General features: G+C 48.7%; 16 protein-coding genes. 6 read left to right on the plus strand and 10 right to left on the minus strand.

The features are described 5' to 3' along the window. Positions 1-11: 11 nt before the first annotated feature. The 5 genes from ACGHZ6_RS09715 to ACGHZ6_RS09735 all read right to left on the minus strand — a co-directional run bounded on the left by ACGHZ6_RS09715 (position 12) and on the right by ACGHZ6_RS09735 (position 7,371). Entirely contained in the window at positions 12-737 is a 726-nt protein-coding gene (locus ACGHZ6_RS09715) for an SDR family NAD(P)-dependent oxidoreductase (protein ID WP_390618647.1), read from the minus strand. Between the two features lie 14 nt (positions 738-751). Further along, a complete protein-coding gene (locus ACGHZ6_RS09720; protein WP_390618648.1) occupies positions 752-1,663 on the minus strand; it encodes a molybdopterin-binding protein in 912 nt (303 codons plus the stop codon). A gap of 135 nt (positions 1,664-1,798) precedes the next feature. Further along, complete coding sequence (locus ACGHZ6_RS09725; protein ID WP_390618649.1) at positions 1,799-2,632, minus strand: SDR family NAD(P)-dependent oxidoreductase; 834 nt, start codon at positions 2,630-2,632, stop codon at positions 1,799-1,801. A gap of 13 nt (positions 2,633-2,645) precedes the next feature. Next, positions 2,646-4,859, minus strand: a complete 2,214-nt coding sequence (locus ACGHZ6_RS09730) for a malate synthase G (RefSeq protein WP_390618650.1) — start codon at positions 4,857-4,859, stop codon at positions 2,646-2,648. A 100-nt stretch (positions 4,860-4,959) separates the two neighbouring features. Then, complete coding sequence (locus tag ACGHZ6_RS09735) at positions 4,960-7,371, minus strand: TonB-dependent receptor (protein ID WP_390618651.1); 2,412 nt, start codon at positions 7,369-7,371, stop codon at positions 4,960-4,962. A gap of 523 nt (positions 7,372-7,894) precedes the next feature. Between ACGHZ6_RS09735 and ACGHZ6_RS09740 the strand changes: the two genes are divergently transcribed. From ACGHZ6_RS09740 to ACGHZ6_RS09760, 5 genes are all read left to right on the plus strand, one after another. Next, entirely contained in the window at positions 7,895-8,752 is an 858-nt protein-coding gene (locus tag ACGHZ6_RS09740) for an SMP-30/gluconolactonase/LRE family protein (protein ID WP_390618652.1), read from the plus strand. Positions 8,753-8,756: 4 nt separating this feature from the next. After that, a complete protein-coding gene (locus ACGHZ6_RS09745) occupies positions 8,757-9,395 on the plus strand; it encodes a hypothetical protein (RefSeq protein WP_390618653.1) in 639 nt (212 codons plus the stop codon). Between the two features lie 149 nt (positions 9,396-9,544). Next, the gene (locus ACGHZ6_RS09750; RefSeq protein ID WP_390618654.1) at positions 9,545-11,083 is read left to right on the plus strand and encodes a class I adenylate-forming enzyme family protein; all 1,539 of its coding nucleotides are present in this window, start codon (positions 9,545-9,547) and stop codon (positions 11,081-11,083) included. A 58-nt stretch (positions 11,084-11,141) separates the two neighbouring features. Then, positions 11,142-11,462, plus strand: coding sequence for a 2Fe-2S iron-sulfur cluster-binding protein (locus ACGHZ6_RS09755; RefSeq protein WP_390618655.1), 321 nt, complete (start codon positions 11,142-11,144; stop codon positions 11,460-11,462). A gap of 15 nt (positions 11,463-11,477) precedes the next feature. Next, on the plus strand, positions 11,478-12,089 hold the full coding sequence (locus ACGHZ6_RS09760; RefSeq protein ID WP_390618656.1) for a TetR/AcrR family transcriptional regulator: 612 nt from the start codon (positions 11,478-11,480) through the stop codon (positions 12,087-12,089). A 7-nt stretch (positions 12,090-12,096) separates the two neighbouring features. On the opposite strand, the gene ACGHZ6_RS09765 is transcribed toward ACGHZ6_RS09760, so the two are convergent. From ACGHZ6_RS09765 to ACGHZ6_RS09775, 3 genes are all read right to left on the minus strand, one after another. Then, positions 12,097-12,852, minus strand: coding sequence for a substrate-binding periplasmic protein (locus tag ACGHZ6_RS09765; RefSeq protein ID WP_390618657.1), 756 nt, complete (start codon positions 12,850-12,852; stop codon positions 12,097-12,099). 86 nt (positions 12,853-12,938) lie between these two features. Continuing rightward, entirely contained in the window at positions 12,939-14,450 is a 1,512-nt protein-coding gene (locus ACGHZ6_RS09770) for a sulfatase (RefSeq protein WP_390618658.1), read from the minus strand. 7 nt (positions 14,451-14,457) lie between these two features. Beyond that, positions 14,458-16,536 carry a glycoside hydrolase family 3 N-terminal domain-containing protein gene (locus tag ACGHZ6_RS09775; protein WP_390618659.1) on the minus strand — a complete coding sequence of 693 codons (2,079 nt, stop codon included), beginning with the start codon at positions 16,534-16,536 and terminating at the stop codon, positions 14,458-14,460. Between the two features lie 135 nt (positions 16,537-16,671). Between ACGHZ6_RS09775 and araC the strand changes: the two genes are divergently transcribed. Next, complete coding sequence (gene araC, locus ACGHZ6_RS09780; protein WP_390618660.1) at positions 16,672-17,805, plus strand: arabinose operon transcriptional regulator AraC; 1,134 nt, start codon at positions 16,672-16,674, stop codon at positions 17,803-17,805. Positions 17,806-17,827: 22 nt separating this feature from the next. On the opposite strand, the gene ACGHZ6_RS09785 is transcribed toward araC, so the two are convergent. After that, positions 17,828-18,790, minus strand: a complete 963-nt coding sequence (locus tag ACGHZ6_RS09785) for an alpha/beta hydrolase family esterase (RefSeq protein ID WP_390618661.1) — start codon at positions 18,788-18,790, stop codon at positions 17,828-17,830. Positions 18,791-18,812: 22 nt separating this feature from the next. Next, positions 18,813-19,796, minus strand: a complete 984-nt coding sequence (gene glk, locus ACGHZ6_RS09790) for a glucokinase (protein WP_390618662.1) — start codon at positions 19,794-19,796, stop codon at positions 18,813-18,815. Positions 19,797-19,964: the final 168 nt, after the last annotated feature.

A 19,964-nucleotide genomic window follows, 5' to 3' on the forward strand; every position in this document is an offset into this window, starting at 1 on the left:
CTCACCTGCCTTTAAATCGTGCCACCGCCATCGGCGGCAATATGTTGGCCGGTCACATAGGCGGCCATAGGGGAGGCGAGGAACAGCACTGCACCGGCGATATCTTCAGGGCTTCCTACACGGCCCATAGGGATCACTTTTTTCCAATGCTCCAGCGCTTCTGGAGTAGCCTGATTAGCGGTGATTTTGGTTGGCACCATACCTGGGGCGACGGTATTCACACGTACGCCTTTACGGGCCCATTTGGAGGCCAGGGCTTTAGTCAGTTGCACCAGACCGGCTTTACTGGCGCTATAGGCCGGGTTGTTGATCGCTGGGCGGATAGATACCACGGAGTCGAGGTGGATGATATTACCGGAGGAGGCTTCCAATTGATCGTAAAATGCGGTGCTCAGGTGCATGGCACCGGTCAGGTTAATGTCGACAACCTTGGTGAAACTTTCGCGTTCAAATTCCGCTTTTTTATAGAGCACAGTCCCCACGCAGTTTACCAGTACGTCCAAGTGCGGAATCTCTTTCGACAGAGCTTCAATCGCGTCACCATCTTGCAGGCTTAGGGTATGAAAGGTCATACCGGCAAAGTCTTTGTCGTAGCTGTCCTGGCTGCGGGTACCTGTGACATGTACGGTAGCGCCGGCTTCAACAAAGGCGGTGGCAATACCGTAGCCGATGCCGTCGGAAGCACCGGTAATTAATACGGTTTTTTCGGAAAAGTCGAGGGCGTGTAATAAACTCATGGTTTCTCTTCTTTTTAATGATCGTGATTATGTTTATGGGCGTGTTTTGATCGCCACCGCTCACGCAGAGCGCTGACTATATGTTGTGCCAGTTCTTCTTTATTGAAACCGTTAGCCAAGCCCTCAATTAATTGCTTCATGCCAATACGGACTTCATCGTTGGGGCCGGGTAGGGCAATAATTAAGGCGTGGTCTACCTGAGCCACACCAATGCGGATACCGTCCTTTACGTGCCTGCCCGTGCCTTTTTTAAATTTGGCCAGATACGGGGTGGCGGCATTGGGATCGAGAGTTTGCAGGGCTTCAATGGAGTGATCTTTATTTTCAGCGCCCACACCACCGGTGGTTATGACCAGACCAAAGCCACGCTCTCTGACAGCTTCATTCAGACTAGCGGCAATGAAGTTGCGATCATCCTGTAAATCCTGCCCTTTGGTCATGGCGTAACCTTGCTCTGTGAGCAGTTCGGCAATCAGGGGGGCGTTGGTGTCTTCAATTTGGCCGGTGATCACTTCGGGGCCAGAAGAAAATACAATGCCACGCTTGGCAATGTTAGCGGCAATTTCATCGCGCATGGTGCGGGCGCGGTCTAAGGCGGGTAGCGCCTCTTCGGCATTCAGCATAACCCAGCCCAAAACACCGTGGGAGCAGATAGTGGTGTGCTCTGTCGTCGTGATACCGTCTACTTTATTTAACGCTTCTATTAAGGCTTTTTCTTTGCCTACAAGGACATCGGCGTTAATCGTGGTACGCAGGATATCGAGAGTGAGGAGGTCATCTCTCGCATCGATGACGAAGACTTCTTCTGTAGGAAGTTCTAATACAGCAGCGACCTGTTCTGCTACCGCATTAAGATTGGCGTTATTGAGTTCTATTCTCTCAATACGTAATTCGGTTTTGTCGAGTAGTTCGAATTCTTCACTCATAATCTGGCATCCTGTTGATGAGGCCTGAGTGAATAACTTACTTTAGCTGCAGATATTTACTATCGTCGCTTTTGATGAGTTTTATGGTGCGGGGAGGGGGAGACGCACAGGAGGAATTCCTGCGCGCTTTTGGAATTACTGCTCGGCACTCTGCTGTGCTTGAGCGGCAGCCATCATCTTGGCGATGATCGAACGTACATCGTGAGCATCGTCACCTTCGTGGCGAGGTGCGAACTTGTCGTAAGCGCCGCGAACCTCTTCATAGCGGGTGTTGATGTGTTCCATGTTGTACGGGTGCGTCACTGAGTAGAACTGGTCATCTTTCATCTGCTCAATGGCTTTGGCCGTGAACTCATCGGTAGGCATGCCGGTGTTTTTGGTGAAGTCATTCATTTCAGACAATACCAGGCCGGGGATGATGAGGCCGATATGCAGGAAATCCGGTGTATCTTCACGCAGGGCGTTGGTCATGGCCAGCATGGCGTGTTTACTGGCGATGTAGCCGGCACTCATGGGAACGGCGTTGAAGAAGCAGTTTTCTGAACCCACGTTGAAAATAGCGGCCGGTTTGCCGGCTTCGATAAAGCGCTTGCCGAAGACTTGAACACAGGTCCAGGTACCGAAAAAGTTAACGTCAAACACCTGGCGAGCCTGGTCGAGATCGGCATCGATGGTGGGGGCAGGGGGCATGCCGATGCCAGCGTTATTGATCAGTACATCTACCTGGCCATAGAGTTCCCAGGCGTGTGCCGCCAGTTTTTCAACATCGTCACGTTTGGATGAATCACACTGCAGGAAGTTGGCGTCGACCTTTTCTTCTTTCAGGGCAGCTACCGCTTCTTCCAGGCGATCCAGACGGCGACCGGTAATAAGAACTTTAGCGCCTTCCTGACCCAGTAATTTTGCAAATGAAAAACCAATACCGGTTGCGCCTCCGGTAATAACAACTGCTTTATTGTTGAAGTCCATAGACGTTCTCCCGTTACTTAATTTGCTGTGATTTATACTGCAAGCGGTAGGCGTGCAGTAGGGGTTCTGTATAGCCCGCAGGCTGCTCTTTACCTTTAAAGACCAGGTCACAGGCGGCTTTAAAGGCGATACCGTCGAAGCCTGGGGCCATATTGGTATAGTCAGGATCACCGGCGTTTTGTTCGTCGACTACCGCAGCCATACGCTTCATCGCTTCCATCACCTGATCTTCAGTACATACTCCGTGTTCCAGCCAGTTGGCCATATGTTGGGAAGAGATACGCAGGGTAGCGCGATCTTCCATCAGGCCAACATTGTTGATATCCGGAACCTTGGAGCAACCGATTCCCAGGTCGATCCAACGAACCACATAACCTAGGATACCTTGCGCATTGTTATCTAGTTCAAATCTGATCTGCTCTTCGGTCAATTCCGCTACATCGTTTATCAGTGGAATATGTAGAATGTCGTCCAGGCTGGCGCGCTCACGGCTAGCCAGTTCCTTCTGACGCTCGATAACACTGATTTGATGGTAGTGGGTGCTGTGCAAGGTGGCGCCGTTAGGCGAAGGAACCCAGGCCGTATTGGCACCGGATTGCGGATGGCCAATTTTTTGTTCCAGCATGGCTGCCATTTCGTCTGGCATGGCCCACATGCCTTTACCGATTTGGGACTTGCCGGGTAAGCCGCACTCGATACCTACATCAACGTTCCAGTCTTCGTAAGCATTGATCCACGCTTGCTGCTTCATCACAGTCTTAGGTACGAAAGGGCCGGCCAGCATAGAGGTATGGATTTCGTCACCGGTGCGATCCAGGAAACCGGTATTAATGAACACAACACGTTCACTAGCGACGCGGATACACTCTTTCAGGTTGACGGTAGTGCGACGTTCTTCGTCCATAATACCGATCTTCAGCGTGTTTTCTTTCAACCCTAATGCTTGTTCAACACGCTCGAACAACTCAACAGCAAACGCTACCTCTTGCGGACCGTGCATCTTCGGTTTAACGATATTGACGCTACCAGCGCGGGAATTGCGTAAGCGTGGTGTAGGTGAAGAGGTTCTACTGGTATTGTCTTTTAGATCATGCATAGCGGCAAGGACAGTGACCATGGCATCCATAATACCTTCAGGTACTTCGTTACCGTCTTTGTCCAGGATCGCTGGATTTGTCATCAGGTGACCAACATTACGAACAAAGAGCAGCGATCGGCCATGCAGTGAGAAGGTCTCGCCTTGTGGAGAAAGATATTCACGGTCCGGGTTCATCGCGCGAGTGACTTCTTTACCGCCTTTAATGAACGTTTCACTCAGCGTACCTTTCATCAGGCCCAGCCAGTTGCCGTACACCTCGACCTTATCTTCGGCATCTACGGCGGCAACGGAGTCTTCACAATCCATAATGGTGGTAACAGCGGCTTCAACCAGCAGATCCTGTACACCAGCGGCGTCAGTCTTGCCGATATTGGCGTCGCGATCGATTTGAATCTCAATATGCAGGCCGTTGTTTTTTAGCAGTACAGCGCTTGGGGCAGCTTCTGAGCCGTTGTAGCCGAGGAATTTTTCAGGCTGAGCGAGACCGGTTTCGGAACCGTCGGCCAGAGTTACAGTCAGCTGGCCGTCTTTAACAGTATATTGAGTGGAATCAGCGTGCGAGCCGTTAGCGAGTGGTGCAGCGGTATCAAGGTGGTTGCGAGCAAACGCGATAACCTTGGCGCCACGGACTGGATTGTAGGCGCCTGCGCGTTCTGCGCCATCTTCTTCAGAGATGGCATCGGTACCGTACAGGGCATCGTATAAACTACCCCAGCGAGCATTAGCAGCGTTTAAAGCGAAACGTGCATTTTTTACGGGCACTACCAGTTGTGGGCCAGCTTGGTTGGCGATCTCTTCATCAACATTTTGGGTAGTGACTTTAAATTCGGGGCCTTCCGGTAACAGGTAACCAATGTCCTGCAGGAAGGTTTTGTAGGCTTCAGGCTTATGGCCCTGGCCATTCTCTTTAAAAGAGTTTTCTTTATGCCAGGCATCAATTTGTGCCTGCAGTGTATCGCGCTTGGCGAGTAGGGCTTTATTCTTTGGGGCTAAATCAGTCAGGATGGCTTCAAATTCCGTCCAGAAGTGATCCGTCTCTACACCGGTACCCGGTGCGATCTTATTTTCAATCAGGTTAAACAGGGCTTCATCAATCTGAAGACCACCGTGTTGAATCCTTTTACCCATAATGACCTTAAAAATAGTTACAACTTAAAATACGTAAAGTCTTGACAAAAAAAGGGTGCTTTCAGTTGAAAGCACCCAATGGATGAACTCTGGAGAGCTATCAGAAGTTCAAGTTCATGGAAACACCTACACGGCGCTCGTAGTCATAAGGCAGGAAGTGAGCCACTTCGATACCAGCGTTACGGAAGGTGCTGGTGTAACCGGATACATAGAACTCGTCGAAGGCATTTTTAACGAACAGTTGTACGTCGTAAGTACCATCTTCAGCTTCAATACCTACAGCAAAGTCAGCAATACCGTATGCGTCACCTTTTGATAATGGGTCGTTGTCAGCAGTGAACTGAACTTCGTCCTGCCAGTAGTAAGAACCTTGCAGGTAAGCATCAAATGGTAGATCGGCCAGTGGAATATTGTAGCGACCGTTCAGGCTAACACTCCACTCAGGTGAGTTAGGCATTGGGGTACCAGACAGATCCTGAGTACCATCGGCGGCACAACCTTGGGCCAGAGTTTGACCTGGGTAACAGGCGGCACCTTCGTATTCGGCAAACTCAGCCTTGATGTAGGCTAAACCACCGGATACAACCAGGTTTTCAGTGGCGGCCAGGGCAAAGTCCATTTCCAGACCATAGGTTTCCAGCTCACCGGCGTTCTGCAATACAAACGTTGGCGGGATATTGCCGTCAGAAACCTGAGATTGGAAGTCCTTAAACTCGGTGAAAAACACGTTAGCGTTCAAACGCAGGCGGTTGTCCCACAGTTGAGATTTAAAGCCCAACTCGTAGTTGGTAGGAATTTCAGGTTCAACGATAGTGTCGGCAAACTTAAGGGCACCAGGTAGGGTATTTACACCAGGACCTTTATAACCACGTGCCCAGCTGGCATACACCATACCGTCATCAAAGGCATCGTACTCGTAGATAACACGCCAGGAGATGGCTTCATCGGTATCATCATCTTCGGAGAAACCTAAAGGTACAAATGGGTTACCGGCGTTATGTTGTGCAACGATACCACCATAGGTTGCAGGCAGAGTGGCGAGAACACTGGCATCGTGAACTTGTGCATCCTGTTCTACTTCTACTTTCTCGTGGTTGTAACGCAAACCAACAGAGAGGCGTTGGACATCATTGATGTGATAGGTTGCCTGGCCAAACAGAGCGAAGCTTTCGTTGTTAACCTCTGAATCGGTTACGTCACTGATCAGCGCTCCCCAGAAAGGACTACCTTGAGCAGCTAAAGCGGCCATGGCTGCGTTAGTTGGGAAAAGGGAAGCCGCAAAACCAGCAGAAGCCAGATAGCCATCCAGCATACGCTCAGATGCCAGATCCATATCACGCTTATAGAAGTACATACCGGCGACATAAGTTAGATCACGGTCTTCCGGTGAGGTAATGCGGAATTCCTGAGTGATTTGTTTAATGTCGGTCTGGCTGCTATTAACTGGCGAGGCTGTAGGCGTCAGACCTGGTTGTGCTGCCAGCAGTTGGCCGAGTGCATTATCGGTATTAAAACCACCCAGCATTTCAGTGGGGCTATCACTAAATGCATCGGATTTGCTCCAACTGGTAATCGAGGTCAGTGTATAGTCGCCCCAATCATAGTTCAGCTCGGCGCTAAACTTAGTCAACTCCATTTGGCTGACGGAGGTGTTGTTATCAAAAATTTTGTCGTTTTCTTTACCTGTTGGATGAATAGTTGGGCCACCAATTAAGTCGCCTGCACCGCTAAAGTTAACCACGGCAGTTGTGTTGGAGGTCTGATCGCGATCTGTATGACTGGCACTTAATAAAATGCTCAGATTATCGGTAGCCAGAATTTCCAGCTTGCCATTAATTCCCCACTCGTCACGATCACCGTGGTCTTTACCACCAGGGTATTCATTTTCAATCAGGCCATCTTGGGTAGTCGAGTAGTAATTTAAGCGACCCAGTACTTTATCTTCAATAAGAGGGCCAGAAACGTAGGCACTGACTTTTTGCTGGTTCAGTTCGGCATAGCTTGCGCTCATGCCGTAGCTCAGTTCGTCAGTAGGGCGTTTGGTCGTGATATTCAAAAGACCGGCAGAAGCGTTTTTACCAAACAGCATACCCTGAGGACCACGCAGAACTTCGATACGCTCAACGTCACTCATATCCAGTACAGAAGCGGCAGCACTGTCGGCAATTACACCATCAACAACTACGCCCACAGATTGATCCATACCGCGGCTGAATGACTGGGAGCCGATACCACGGATAATAATACCCTTGCTGGAATCAGAACCGCCTTCGGCAAAGGTAAAGCCAGGGGATACTTTGGCAAGTTCGGCTACCTGGTTGATATTGCGATCTTCCAGTAATTTACCGTCAACCACCTGAACAGACAGGGGAACGTCTTGCAGGTTTTGCTCTCGTTTCTGAGCGGTTACCACGATTTCTTCCAAGGCGATAACGTCGTCTTGGGCAAAGGAGGTGGTAGGGGCAATGGCTGCGGCTATCGCGGCGGCCAAAGAGGCTTTGTAGAGTTTCATAGAGAATATCTCTCCTCAGTATCGTCTGTCGTCTTATATCGTTTTTATAGTGTGCGAGCTTACCGATAGAGATATACAAACCGTTTAACAAGTAAGTTGATTGTTCGCGGTTTGTGTTTGTTAGTACTGTTTCTTTGGCTATCGGCTCTCAATTGCTAACAGGTGTTTTGGGTACCTGCGCGAATCTATTAAAACACCCGCTTTTTCGGTTTTGCGGGTTGTTTTGGAAAATGACAAAAATCCTCGACGTTTTCGCCAAGCGATATTTGGGGGCGGGTTTATTGGAATCTGAAAGGTATATAACTCGACTTTCTTATAATTATTCTTAATTAGTAAGGGGTATTTTGTCAGTATTTTGGACGATAAGCGAGCCCTTAGGGTGACCGGCCAGTTACAGGAAGTGTTACCAAAAGAGTTGCGGAAAATGACAATTGTTGGGCATGAAATTGACATGGTTAGTCATAGAGGGAAATAGGATATTTGAGGGCAGTTTTAGAGCGTGAGCATAGAGGAGAGACGCCCAATGAATTTGCAGGATTTACACCTTTTGGTTGACGATTTGGCTTACCCTGAGTGCCCTCGCTGGCATGAGGGCAAGTTGTGGTTTTCCGATATGCTCGGGCGTCGTGTTTATGCTGTTGAGGTTAATAGCGATAGCACCGAAGGTGTTTGTTCCACAGAAGTTGAATGGCAAGCGGACGTCGCTGGTTTGGGGTGGGATAACGACGGCCAGCTGATGGTGGTCTCAGCCCCCGAAAATACAGTACTGAAATTACAAGACGGCAAGTTACAGCCATTTGCGGATCTGTCTGCTCTTTCCCAAGGCGAGTGTAATGACATGATTGTTAAAAATGGTGTTGCTTATGTGGGCCACTTTAACGGCAAATTGTCCCCGCAAGAAGTACAGCCTTCAGGTCTCATAAAAATTGATACAGAGGGTAACGTGTCTATTGCTCTGGAAGGCGTTATGTTTCCCAATGGCATGGTATTCAGTGCTGACGGTAAGCGTTTAATCTTTGCCGAATCATTTGGCCGTTGTTTATCGCAAGTGGATGTGGCTGAAGACGGAAGCTTGAGCAACAAGCGCCCGTTTGCTGATTTGGGTACTGCAGTACCGGATGGTATTTGTATTGATGCCGAAGGTGCTGTTTGGGTGACTGACCCGCTGGGCAAGCGAGTGATTCGCGTGCTGGAAGGTGGTGAAGTTACTGACTCCATTGATATGCAAACCATGGGTGCATTTGCCTGTGAATTGGGTGGCAGTGACGGTAAGACCTTGTTTATCTGTGCTGCTGATGGTTTTGGCAAGATTGCACTGAATGGTCCTGATACGGGAAAAATCTACGCCTGCAACGTTAACGTTCCTGCCCAGGGTTGCTAGCGTTATGTCGACAACCAAAGTACAGGAAACTTATGTACCCGTGCGCGATGAAGTCAGGCACAGACACAAGTTTGAAAATGACTTTGCGCGGGTTTACGACGTCTTAATTCCTCCTGGTGATATGAGTGATTATCACGAACATGTGGAAGATACGCTTTATGTGTGTATTGCTCCGGTAGCCATGACTGATCAGGTTTGGGGTGAAGAGGACGTTAATCAGTTTAATGTACCGGCTGGTATTTCCATGTGTCGGCCTCATCGCTGTGATCCTTTGATTCACCGGGTAGGCAATATTGGTAGCAATGATATGCATATGGTGGGGGTAGAAGTTAAAGCGTCACCTCCATGGGTTGCAGCAGCTCCTTTACAAGCTAAGGGGCATACCGAGCTTTGGGATCATACGCGAATGCGTGCTTACCGTTTGTCTCTTGAATCGCAAGAGTCTACAGGCGCTTTTACTTATGACTTTTACGGCGTCACGATTTTACTGGCAGATACTAATTACCATTATACGGACGCTGTTAGTTCTCGCTCCATGGCATTAAAAGCCGGTGATGTGATCTGGCATGAAGGACCATTACAACAATCGATTACCAATCTTGGGGAGTCCCCTTTAGAGGCGATTGTTGTTGAGTGGTTGTGATTGGTAGGAGATAGCTATGCAACACGTTTTCTCGAATATGACAAAAATAGCCGTCATTTTTGCAAGTGGCTTTTGGGTAGAAGAGCTTCAGAATACTGAGTGAGCATATAGTTTTAGCCATCAGCGAATAAAAACAGAGTAATAGAAGTATGACCATTGATAGGGCGAATTACGACAAACCCATAATACATATTGTGGACGAGGCCTGTGAGCGTTACTGCGATCGCGTATGTCTACAATACGGTGAAGAAACCTACACCTACGGTGAAGTGCAGGCACTATCCATCCAATATGCCAGTGCATTACAAGGCGCTGGTTTCCAGCAGGGCATGCACGCCGCTATCTACAGTCTAAATTCCGCGAAAGCCTTTGTATTAACCCTGGCTATTATTCGTGCGGGTGGTGTTTGGATTCCTGTAAATCCACGTAATTCTGTCGCTGATAATATCAAGGTACTTAACAAGCTGGGTTGTGATGCCATCTTCTATCAGCGTGAATTTGTTGATGTGATTGAAGGTATTAAACCTGCTCATGGACACATGCTGGTATCAGAAGATATCGATCAAGTTGAAGCTTGGTTGGATGGTGCGAAGCAGGTGACCGTGTGCCGAAAAGACGATGTCGATAACATTATTACTATGCCCATGACCGGTGGTACCACCGGTGTGCCCAAAGGGGTCATGTTGAGTGATCTGAACTTCCGTGCACTGTCTTACGCGATGGCGTATGTGATGCGTAATTGGAAGCGCGATCCAGTGTATATGGTCGCAGCCCCTATGACCCATGTGGGTGGGCGTATTGTATTGGCTACTATGTCGACGGGTTGCCGCTTTGTTATTCTCGATAAAGTGGATCCGCAAGAGATTCTGCATACCATCGAGCGAGAAGGTATTACCGATTTCTTCCTGCCGCCTACCGCAATTTACAGCCTGCTGGCACAACCGAATGTACGCGATTTTGACTTCTCCAGCCTGGAGGCTATTACCTACGGTTCGGCGCCTATCTCCGAAGTTAAACTACGTGAAGCCATCGATGTGTTTGGACCAGTGATGACAGGTGGTTTTGGTCAAACTGAATGCCCAATGATGATTTCCAATTTCCCCCGTGAAGATCATATTATCGATGGAAAACCCGCAGAAGATGGTCGTTTACGCAGCGTGGGTAAAGCTTCTGTCATTTCCGAATTGGCGATTCTGGATGATGATGCTAATGAATTGCCTTTAGGGGAGTTAGGTGAAATTGGTGTTAAAGGCGATATGGTATCGCCGGGGTATTTTAATGCACCTGAAGAGAGCGCCAAAATTCGCAAGAACGGGTGGCATTTAACCGGCGATATTGGCTATCTCAACGACGATGGGTTCCTGTTTATTGTTGATCGCAAGAAAGACATGATTATTACCGGTGGCTTTAACGTGTATTCCTCTGAAGTTGAAAATGCATTGTCATCGATTAAAGGTGTTGCACAAGCAGCAGTGATCGGGGTGCCCAGTGAGCACTGGGGTGAAGAAGTGAAAGCCTTTATCTGTCTGGAAGAAGGCCGTGTTCTACCTGAGGCCGATATTATTGCTCAATGTAAGGCCGATATTGGCAGTGTTAAATCGCCCAAGTCCATCGATTTTGTTGATGTATTGCCTACAACACCATTAGGCAAAGTCGATAAGAAACAATTAAAAGCACGTTACGCATAAAACGTGCAAAGAAAGCCAAAACACACAATCAGATAGCAACCCAAGAGAGGTAGATGTTATGCCAGTAGTAAAATTTGTGAATGCCGAGGGCGTAGAAAACGCTGTTGAAGCAACTGTGGGTGAGTCTTTGATGCAGGCCGCCATGGACAATATGGTCGAAGGTATTGCTGCAGATTGCGGCGGTGGTTGTAGCTGTGCCACTTGTCATATTTATGTTGCGCCAGAGTGGGCAACCAAGTTGGAAGCGCCTAACGAGATTGAAGAGATGATGCTGGAAAATGTCATGGATCAGAAAGACTCCAGCCGTTTGTCTTGTCAGATTGAAATCAGTGATGACCACGATGGTCTTGTTGTGCATCTGCCAGAGTCTCAGTATTAATTAGCTTTAATTCCTATGCAAAAAGCTCGAACTCAAGCTGAGCGCACGGCTGCCTCGGACAACGCTATGTTCAAGGCGGCAATAAAACTGTTGGCTCAGCATAGCCCGAAAGATGTTACCCTGGCGCAAATTGGGCGTGAGGCGGGTTTTAGTGGCGGTTTGATCAGTTACCGCTTTGGCTCCAAGGCGGGGCTTTTGGAAGCGGTATCCGAGCGTATTCTTGAACTATGGGAAAAGCAGGTGTTCAGCTCTATTGAAGAGAGTAGCTCGCCTCTGGATGCCGCTCGGCATGTCACATCCATGTATTTGCATAATGTAGGCATTAAGTCGGATTTAATGTTAGCGCAATACCGTCTGATGAATGAAAGCTATTCTACCTGCAGGGAAATTTTGCCGTACTTTAAGGCCTTTGATCTGCGCATCCGAAAGATTATTGTTAATGCTATCGAAAAAGCGAAGGTCTCTGGTACGGTTAATGCGGATGTTGACAGCGAGGCTTTCGCTGTGACCTATGTCGGTATGTTACGTGGTGTGGCAGTGCAGTATTTTATCAATAAAGAGATCGTAAATCTCGACAGTGCCGAGATTATGATTGATCGCTATTGCGAATCTATTTTGTCTTTATAGTTTCAGTTTATTGTAACAACGGATTATTTTGTTTTAATTGCGTATCTATTCTGGTTTTTAGCTGTTCAGCATTCTCTTTACCTAGCGCCACACTCGAAAAGCATAAATGCGAATAATAAAAGCCGAAGCTATGTATTTCCTTTAAGTCCATACCCTCAGTCTGGCGCCAGTACTCTATAGCCAGCGGTGATGTCACTATGGCGTCAACCCGTCCAGATTTAAGCAGTTTGGGTAATTGTTTTATGTGCCTAACCAGTACGACATTGCCCTCATTGAAAAGGCTTAAGTGTTCAAGGTCCAGGACGCGTATAGCACCAACGGTGTATTGGCTAAGTTCAGTTGTTGATACTGGGGCGTGATATTCAGTCGCTTGTATGTAGGCCCCCCACCGGGTTTGAGTAAAGGGCTCGTCGGTACAAACCATAAATTCATTGGTTCGTAAGCGGCCATTCTCCTCTCGTATATTTACTGCACTATCAATATGTCCTTGACTTAAGGCACTGATGACTCTTGGGTAGTTATCAAAGCCGGTAAAATCTATCTCGATATTTAGTGGACTGAAAATATCTTTATAGCGTTCCGCAAATATGCCGTGCCATTGTCCATTTTCAGCTTGATAGATAAGAGGTTTTTCCGTTTGGTAAACGCCTATATTGACCCTGGAAGGCAGCTTAGATTCGGCGGCTGCATGGGAGCAGATGTATGCAGTCCATAAAAAACACACACAGAGAATTCGAGCTATATAGGTGGGCCAGACTTCCATTACTCATTTCTGCTATTAGCTGAGGTGCTAATTGCAGAGTATAGCCCAGCTGGGCCCGGATGGCTCCGGGGCCCTCGGAGGAGGATTTACTGTGAATTCCGGCGACGACCCCACCAATAACCAATAGCAATAAACATCGACGTTATTAATAGCAGGCCGATTATTATAAATGGCTTAAGGGTGCGTAAGGGATATTGAGCCAAGTCCGGCAGCTGAAACCTTAGGCCAATATCCAGCCCCGCAGGCACTGGCCCCAAAGACTGTTTAAAGTGAGTAATGGCCTGTTGCAGCTCGGCTACTTTTTCAGGGAACTGTTGAGCCAGGTTGTGTTGCTCACCAATATCTTTGCTCAGGTTATAGAGTTCGATATCGGTGAGGATATCGTCCTCACCACTCATCAACTTGCGGGCGATCCAGGGCTTCGGCTGTACATTAGGCAGCTTGAGTTTCCAGTTACCCTTACGGAAAGCCTCAATTTCACCGTTGTTATAGTAAACCAGTTGGCGCTCTGGAGTTCGGGGTTCTGGAGCTTGTATTAATGGCAAAATATTCTCGCCATCAATGACCTGTCCTCTATCCAGCGTAACGCCAGCCATAGCGGCCATGGTGGGGAACCAGTCCAGCATACTGCTCAGCCCTGTATAGGACAGCCCCTGGGGTAAACCTTTTGGCCAGTGGGCAATGGTAGGGATTCGCATACCACCTTCAAAAGTTGACCCTTTACCGGCGCGCAGCGGGCCAGCTGAGCCGCCATCTTCTTCAGCCAATAGCCAAGGGCCATTATCACTGGCAAACATAATCAGGGTGTTGTCGAGCAGCCCTTGTTGTTCCAATGCGGCTTTGATTTGACCGACGCTCCAGTCCAGTTCCTGAATCACATCACCGTATTGGCCGCGTTGACTGCTACCCGTAAAGGCTTCGCTGTTGTACAGCGGTATATGTGGCATAGGGTGGGCGATATAGATAAAGAAGGGAGCGTTACCTTGCTGTTCTATATAGCGAATAGAGCGTTCGGTTAGCTGACGGGTAATTTGGGTTTGATCCACTTCCCATTCAATAATGTCGGTATTTTCAAACGCGTAAAACGGCGTGATGTCGTTGCTGTAGGGATAGCCGTAAAAGTATTCAAACCCCTGAGCATTAGGCATAAATTTTTCGTGGTGTCCCAGATGCCATTTGCCAAACATTGCCGTGTTATAGCCAGCATCTCCCAACATTTCTGCCAGGGTGATTTCTTTAGGGGGCAGGCCGGTATAGCTTTGCGGCATAAATACTTCGTGAATGCCCATGCGTACCGGGTAACGGCCAGTTAGCAGGCCCGCACGAGACGGGCTGCAGATAGGTGAAATGGCGTAGGAATCGGTAAAACGAATACCCCCTTGTGCAAGGGCGTCCAGATTGGGCGTTGCGATATCCGTGGCGCCATAAGAGGACACATCGCCATATCCCATATCGTCGGCAAATATCACCACGATATTGGGGCGTGTGTCGACTTCATTGCTCTCTATTTGAGGCTTATTACCTATTGCATTTGTGCTGCTTAAGCCGAGTAACAAAGCTGTAAAAGGGGCCAGCAACTTACCGTGTTTTTTGATCATAACTGACTTATTCCTCTACAGACTCGACGGCTGCAAAGACTTTTTGGCTAAGATTTTCCTGCGCGTAGCTTAAGCCAAAACCAAACGGAAATAACGGTGCCTTGCTGTCGTAGGGTTGGTCTTCAAACTGGCTTTCTACGGCGGCCATACTTGCAGGAAGCTCAAAGGGCAGTTTGCCTTTGGGGCTGTCTTTACCAAAAACCACGTCAAGAATAGCTTTGTCAGTAATGCTGAAGTTGGCTATCAGTGCTGCGGCTTCTTCGGCAATCTCTGGAATGACAGCGGGTCTTTCCAGATAGATAGACACTACGGTGGGGACTTTACTCATCACATCACGGATATGGGCGAGATCTTCACCTTTAAAATCCAAATCACCACGGGGTAGCAGTGAATCGAACATGGTATCCATCAGCGAGCTGCGAATTTGTGAGGGTTCTACAGGGGTACGTAAACGCAGAATAGCAAAGTCGGCTGCTTCCGGCGTTTGTACGATGTGCGCGTAATTAGCCGCAATATCAGCATCTAATCCTTCGATGTAGAGTTTAATGTTCTGTTGTAAGGGCAGAACAGGCACTTGGTTGCTGTTTAACGTGTTCTTGAGCAGTACTTGAGATTGACGTTGTACTTGTTCGGCCAGGGCAACGGCATCCGGTGTCTTCAAGTGTTGTTGCCAATCTTCTGTAGATACATAGGGATTATCAAATAAGCCCAAGCGAAATTTGTCGCGCAAGATTCGCGTTACGGAAAGGTTGATACGAGATTCCGCAACAACACCTTCTTCAACCAGTTCAACCAGGGGTTCAACAATGAACTCGCCGCCGAATTGATCGATACCGGCATCCAACGCTTTTACAAAACGTTCTTTCACCGATAGATCAAGTACTCCCCAGGCGCGGGCGGGCATAAAACCGTATTGATTATAGGTGCCGCGTGGTGTGATTACGCCCCAGTCTGACAGTGCTACACCGTCAAAGCCCAGTTTATTGCGCAGCAGATCGGTGAGTACCCAGCTATTGTAACTGATGGCGACCTCTTCATCGGTTTGTCCGGTAGGAACACCGTAGGCGGTCATGATTTGGCTACTACCGGCGGCAAAGGCGGCTTCAAAGGGTTTTACGTGGTAGTCAAAGTTGTCACCGGGGTAGGCTTGAAAGCGGCCGTGGTACAAATGGGTGTCATAACCGTCCTTAACAGCGCCGCCGCCAGGGAAATGTTTGGTAACCGTAATCACACTGGTGTCATCCAGTTGCTTACCCTGGAAACCCTGGATATAAGCATACAGATGACGGGAGGCTAGATCGGCATCTTCGCCGAAGGTTCCCATGGTGCGGCCCCAGCGGGGTTCTGTTGCCAAATCGGCCATAGGGTGAAGGGCCGCACGTAATCCTACACTGCGGTATTCCAGGTTGGCTATGCGGCCAAATTGTTCGGTAATGGCAGGGTCGTCCAGTGCCGCCAACCCAATTGCTTCTGGCCATTGCGACATATTCAGACTCTTCAGGCTGGTGGCCAAACCTGCATCGTGATAACTGTGGCGCGGATCGGACGAAAAACTGACGGGAATACCCAGGCGCGTTTTTTCTGCCATGGCTTGAGCTGTGTTGTGCCATTCGATCATTTCGGCAGCCGGCACGCTGTTGATCACGTTGAAGTGATTGATATGACGGGCGACCAGTAAGCGCGGAAGATTGTTGTGCAAGGTGTATTCAAATACCAGGTTCACAGCGGGTTCCGGCGCAATCTTGGCAGGCTCGGTGAGTGAACCGTTGGGCCCTATATCAACTTGGGTATGAAACATCAGGCCGACTTTCTCGGCGATGGTCATTTGCGAAATCAAATCCTGAATTCTGGCTTCCAGTTCGGCTTGCGGGTTTTCGTAGGTATCCAGCTGGCCGTTCTTGTTCAGGTCGCGGAACTTAATGCCGTTGTGTTCCAGTGTGGCTACTGCGTCAAACTGGTTGGCTGGAATCTGTTTATCCAGTTGGCTCTCACTGTGGAGGAAGAGGGCAGACCTGGCTCCGATTAAGGTAATGGCCAGCAGCAGGGTTAGGCCAAGGCCATAGAGGCTGTACTTCAGGTATTTCATAGCATCGCTCGCGGTTTTATCGTTATACAGCCTTAATTTTAGGGTTTTGAGCTTTGCGTCTTAATAGAGGATTATGCCAATATATGGACTATCATTCAGTTAGAGTGCAAATATTTACTTAATTGGTGGTTTTATATGGATAATGGTGCTCTGGCGCCATCAGGCTATGTCGAGCTGTTGCTGGCCATTGTGGCGGGGAAAGAGACCTCGGAATCTGATCGATTGGCACTGGCGACATTTTTAGCCGGGGACTATCCAGGCAATATTGCCCATCGTGCAGCGGCTTATTTAGGTGATAGGGCATTGATCGAGTCAATGCTAATACAAGCGCCGGAGCTGCGGGAGTTGCTTGCGAGCTATCAACGGCGAATTGAGCAGCAAGGCGCTGTTAGCGATGCTGAAGCGATAACGTTTTTTGTCGAGTTCTCGAATTATTTCGATCTTGTTGATGACTTTTCGCAAGGCCGGGTAATTGTCGGTGTTACCCGAGTGAAAAAAGACAGTCCAAGCGATATGACCATTCGTCGTTCACCTGGCAGTGTAAAAGGTTGGGCAATGGAGTTAACGGTTTCGGGTCATGGTGATTATCATTGCCTGAGGCAGGATTTTATCTCTTCGCCGGGTGATATTGTTTTACTCTCTCCGGATGCCTTTTACGAGCATAAGCGTCACGCCGACTGTGAACAATGGGATCACTACTGGAGTTATTTTTTCCCCGATCACCGTTTAACGGAATGGATGCAATGGCCGGAAGTGGGTTCTGGCATTTATAAATTACATTTAGGTGAGCAACCTCTGGCGATCATCAAATCTCTGTTCGAATCGGGTTTCGATGAATCCTTAAGACCGCGGCGTTATTTGGAGCCTTTACTGCTCAACTATGTTGAGAATATTTTAATTCGCTGTTGTGATCAATTAAGTCAACAGGAAGAGGTTGCAGTGGATTCCCGTGTTGCCGCAGCCATGCAGTTTATGGTGGAGCACTTACATCAAGCTTCAACCATAGATGAAATTGCCAGTGTGGCGGGGCTGTCAAAAACCCAGCTGTCGATACTGTTTAAAAAACACTGCGGTTGTTCTGTTATGGCCTGGCGGGAGGAGCGTCGTATGGCGCATGCATCGCAGCTGTTGGCGCAAACCAATGAGCAGGTGCAGGAGGTCGCACTCAAAGTCGGTTATGAAGATCCTTTGTATTTCTCCCGCGTGTTTTCCCGTTTGGTGGGCTATAGCCCACGCCAGTACCGGAAATTGTTAAAGCAGGAAAAGTAGAGCGTAACGCTGCCCCGGCGCTTTAAATGGGGGGCGGGGTGTGTTTTACACTTTTGAAAAATGACCAGATCTCATCAACAGCCTCCACACCACTGTTGTTAGGCCCCATCAAACGACCAAAGCGTACTTTGCTGGATGGAATAACGTGGCCTGTATCGGTGAGGTGAAACAGCTTGAATTGATAACCATCGGTCTGCCAGCTTTCCAGTTTTGCACTGTTGCCGAGAAGAGAAATGGCTGGGGCCGGCGGTATGTCTGAAGCAAGTTGCAACCAATACTGAATACTTTCATTGGAAGACAGCACCGTACCGCGGGAATCGTTACCAAATAAAACAACCTTGCCGCCGTCAAAGGGATTAATCGGGTCTAGCAGGCCGTTAAGAATGGCAACGGAAATGGGTTTGTTTTGTGGTTCGCAATCCAGGTTTGCCGCCTCTGGCATATTGGCAATAATCGGTGCTATCGCCGTGAAAGAGTCTGGCAGTGTAAGCCCCAGCTTATAAGTCATATGGCCGCCATTGGATGCGCCAGTAGCAAATACTGCTTGGGGGTCAATTTGATACGTGTTGGTGAAGTACTCGATCATGCCCTTAAAAAAAGCAATGTCGTTGATATTTTGCGTGTTGGCGCTGTAACTGGCGCTGGCTCGACAATCGTTCCAGTGATTATCAAAACCATCCGGGTAAACAACGATAACATTGTCCTGCTCGGCAATATATTCAAAGCCATAACCGGTCTGCCAACGCATTCCATCACCGTCGCCCATGGAGCCGTGCAGGGCGAATAACAGGGAGGCGGCGGGTTTGTGTTGGCTGGGAATATAGTATTGAAAGTGTCTCTCAATACCTTCAGCTGTTAAAGATTGATGTTTGATCACGCCTGCCGTCGGAGGTGATACCCGGCTGTAGCTATGGACAAAATACCCGTAAAGACCAACAAGGATTGCAACCAGCAGAGCACTGGCTATAGCGAGTTTTTTCTTCACGGGTATTTCCTTTTTTATGTACTTATTCTTTTCTGGAAACCTGTGCCAACCACGCTGCCGAACCAATCAGGGCCGGGTAGGGGTGGGTGATCAGGCTCACAGGAATCCGGCCGTTATAATCCGCCATTGCGCCCTTATTTTCAAATCCGTGAATAAAATCGCTTTGTTTTAACAGCTCAGGTATACGTGGCAGTATGCCGCCAGCCAGGTAAATACCGCCGGTCGTGCCGTTGGTTAGCGCCAGGTTGCCAGCAATAACACCCAACTGATGGAAGAAAATATTCAATACAGAAAGGCACAGCGTATCGCCTTGTTTGGCTCTTTCGGTGATATCTGCCGGGCTTAAATCAACGCTATTGTCTTCCTTAATATCGGACAGGGCTTTGTGCAGAGTACTTAGGCCAGAACCACACAGCAAGGTTTCGGCAGAAATATACGGCTGTTGTGACTGCAAGTGGGCAAGCACACTCAGCTCGATATCGGTGACCGGACAAAACGCCACATGGCCTCCTTCACCGGCGACAGGCACCCATTGGCCGTTATGGTAAGTCAGGCTACCAACACCTAAGCCGGTACCGGGGCCGATAATGCCTCGCGTCCCGAATTCATCTCTCTCGCCAGATTTAATGTCTATGAGATCCTCTGGCTGCAAATAAGGCAGGGCACAGGCTTGGGCAGCAAAATCGTTAATCACTTCAAACTGCTCGAGATTAAATCGTTTTTTGATGTCTGAGCGGGAAAACGACCAGCTCAGGTTTGTCATCTTGAATTCATCGCCACTGACGGGGCCAGCGACAGCGATACACGCTTGCGAGACCTGTGTGTTTATTTGCTCGATATAGGCGGCAAGTACAGCGTCAAAGTTGGGGTAATCCGCCGTGGGAAAGGTGGTTTGTTGCTCAATGGTGAATAGCTGTTTATCGGCATCGTAGCAGGTGACCAGGCCAAAGCGGGCATTAGTACCGCCGATGTCGGCGACGATGTAGGGATAGTTATTGTTAGACACCTGGTGAGCTCCGTAACGTTAAAGGAATGACAGCGCTGTCATTTTGTGGTTATACTTTACCCAAAATCGCTTTCAGAGTCCATGAATAGGCCTGCTAGAGCTGCGTTTAGCGGCTTAATGGATGTGTCTAAAAGCATAGAAATAAACAATAACGACTATGATAGAGCT

This window comes from Maricurvus nonylphenolicus (genome assembly GCF_042854845.1).
GTDB lineage: Bacteria > Pseudomonadota > Gammaproteobacteria > Pseudomonadales > Cellvibrionaceae > Maricurvus > Maricurvus nonylphenolicus.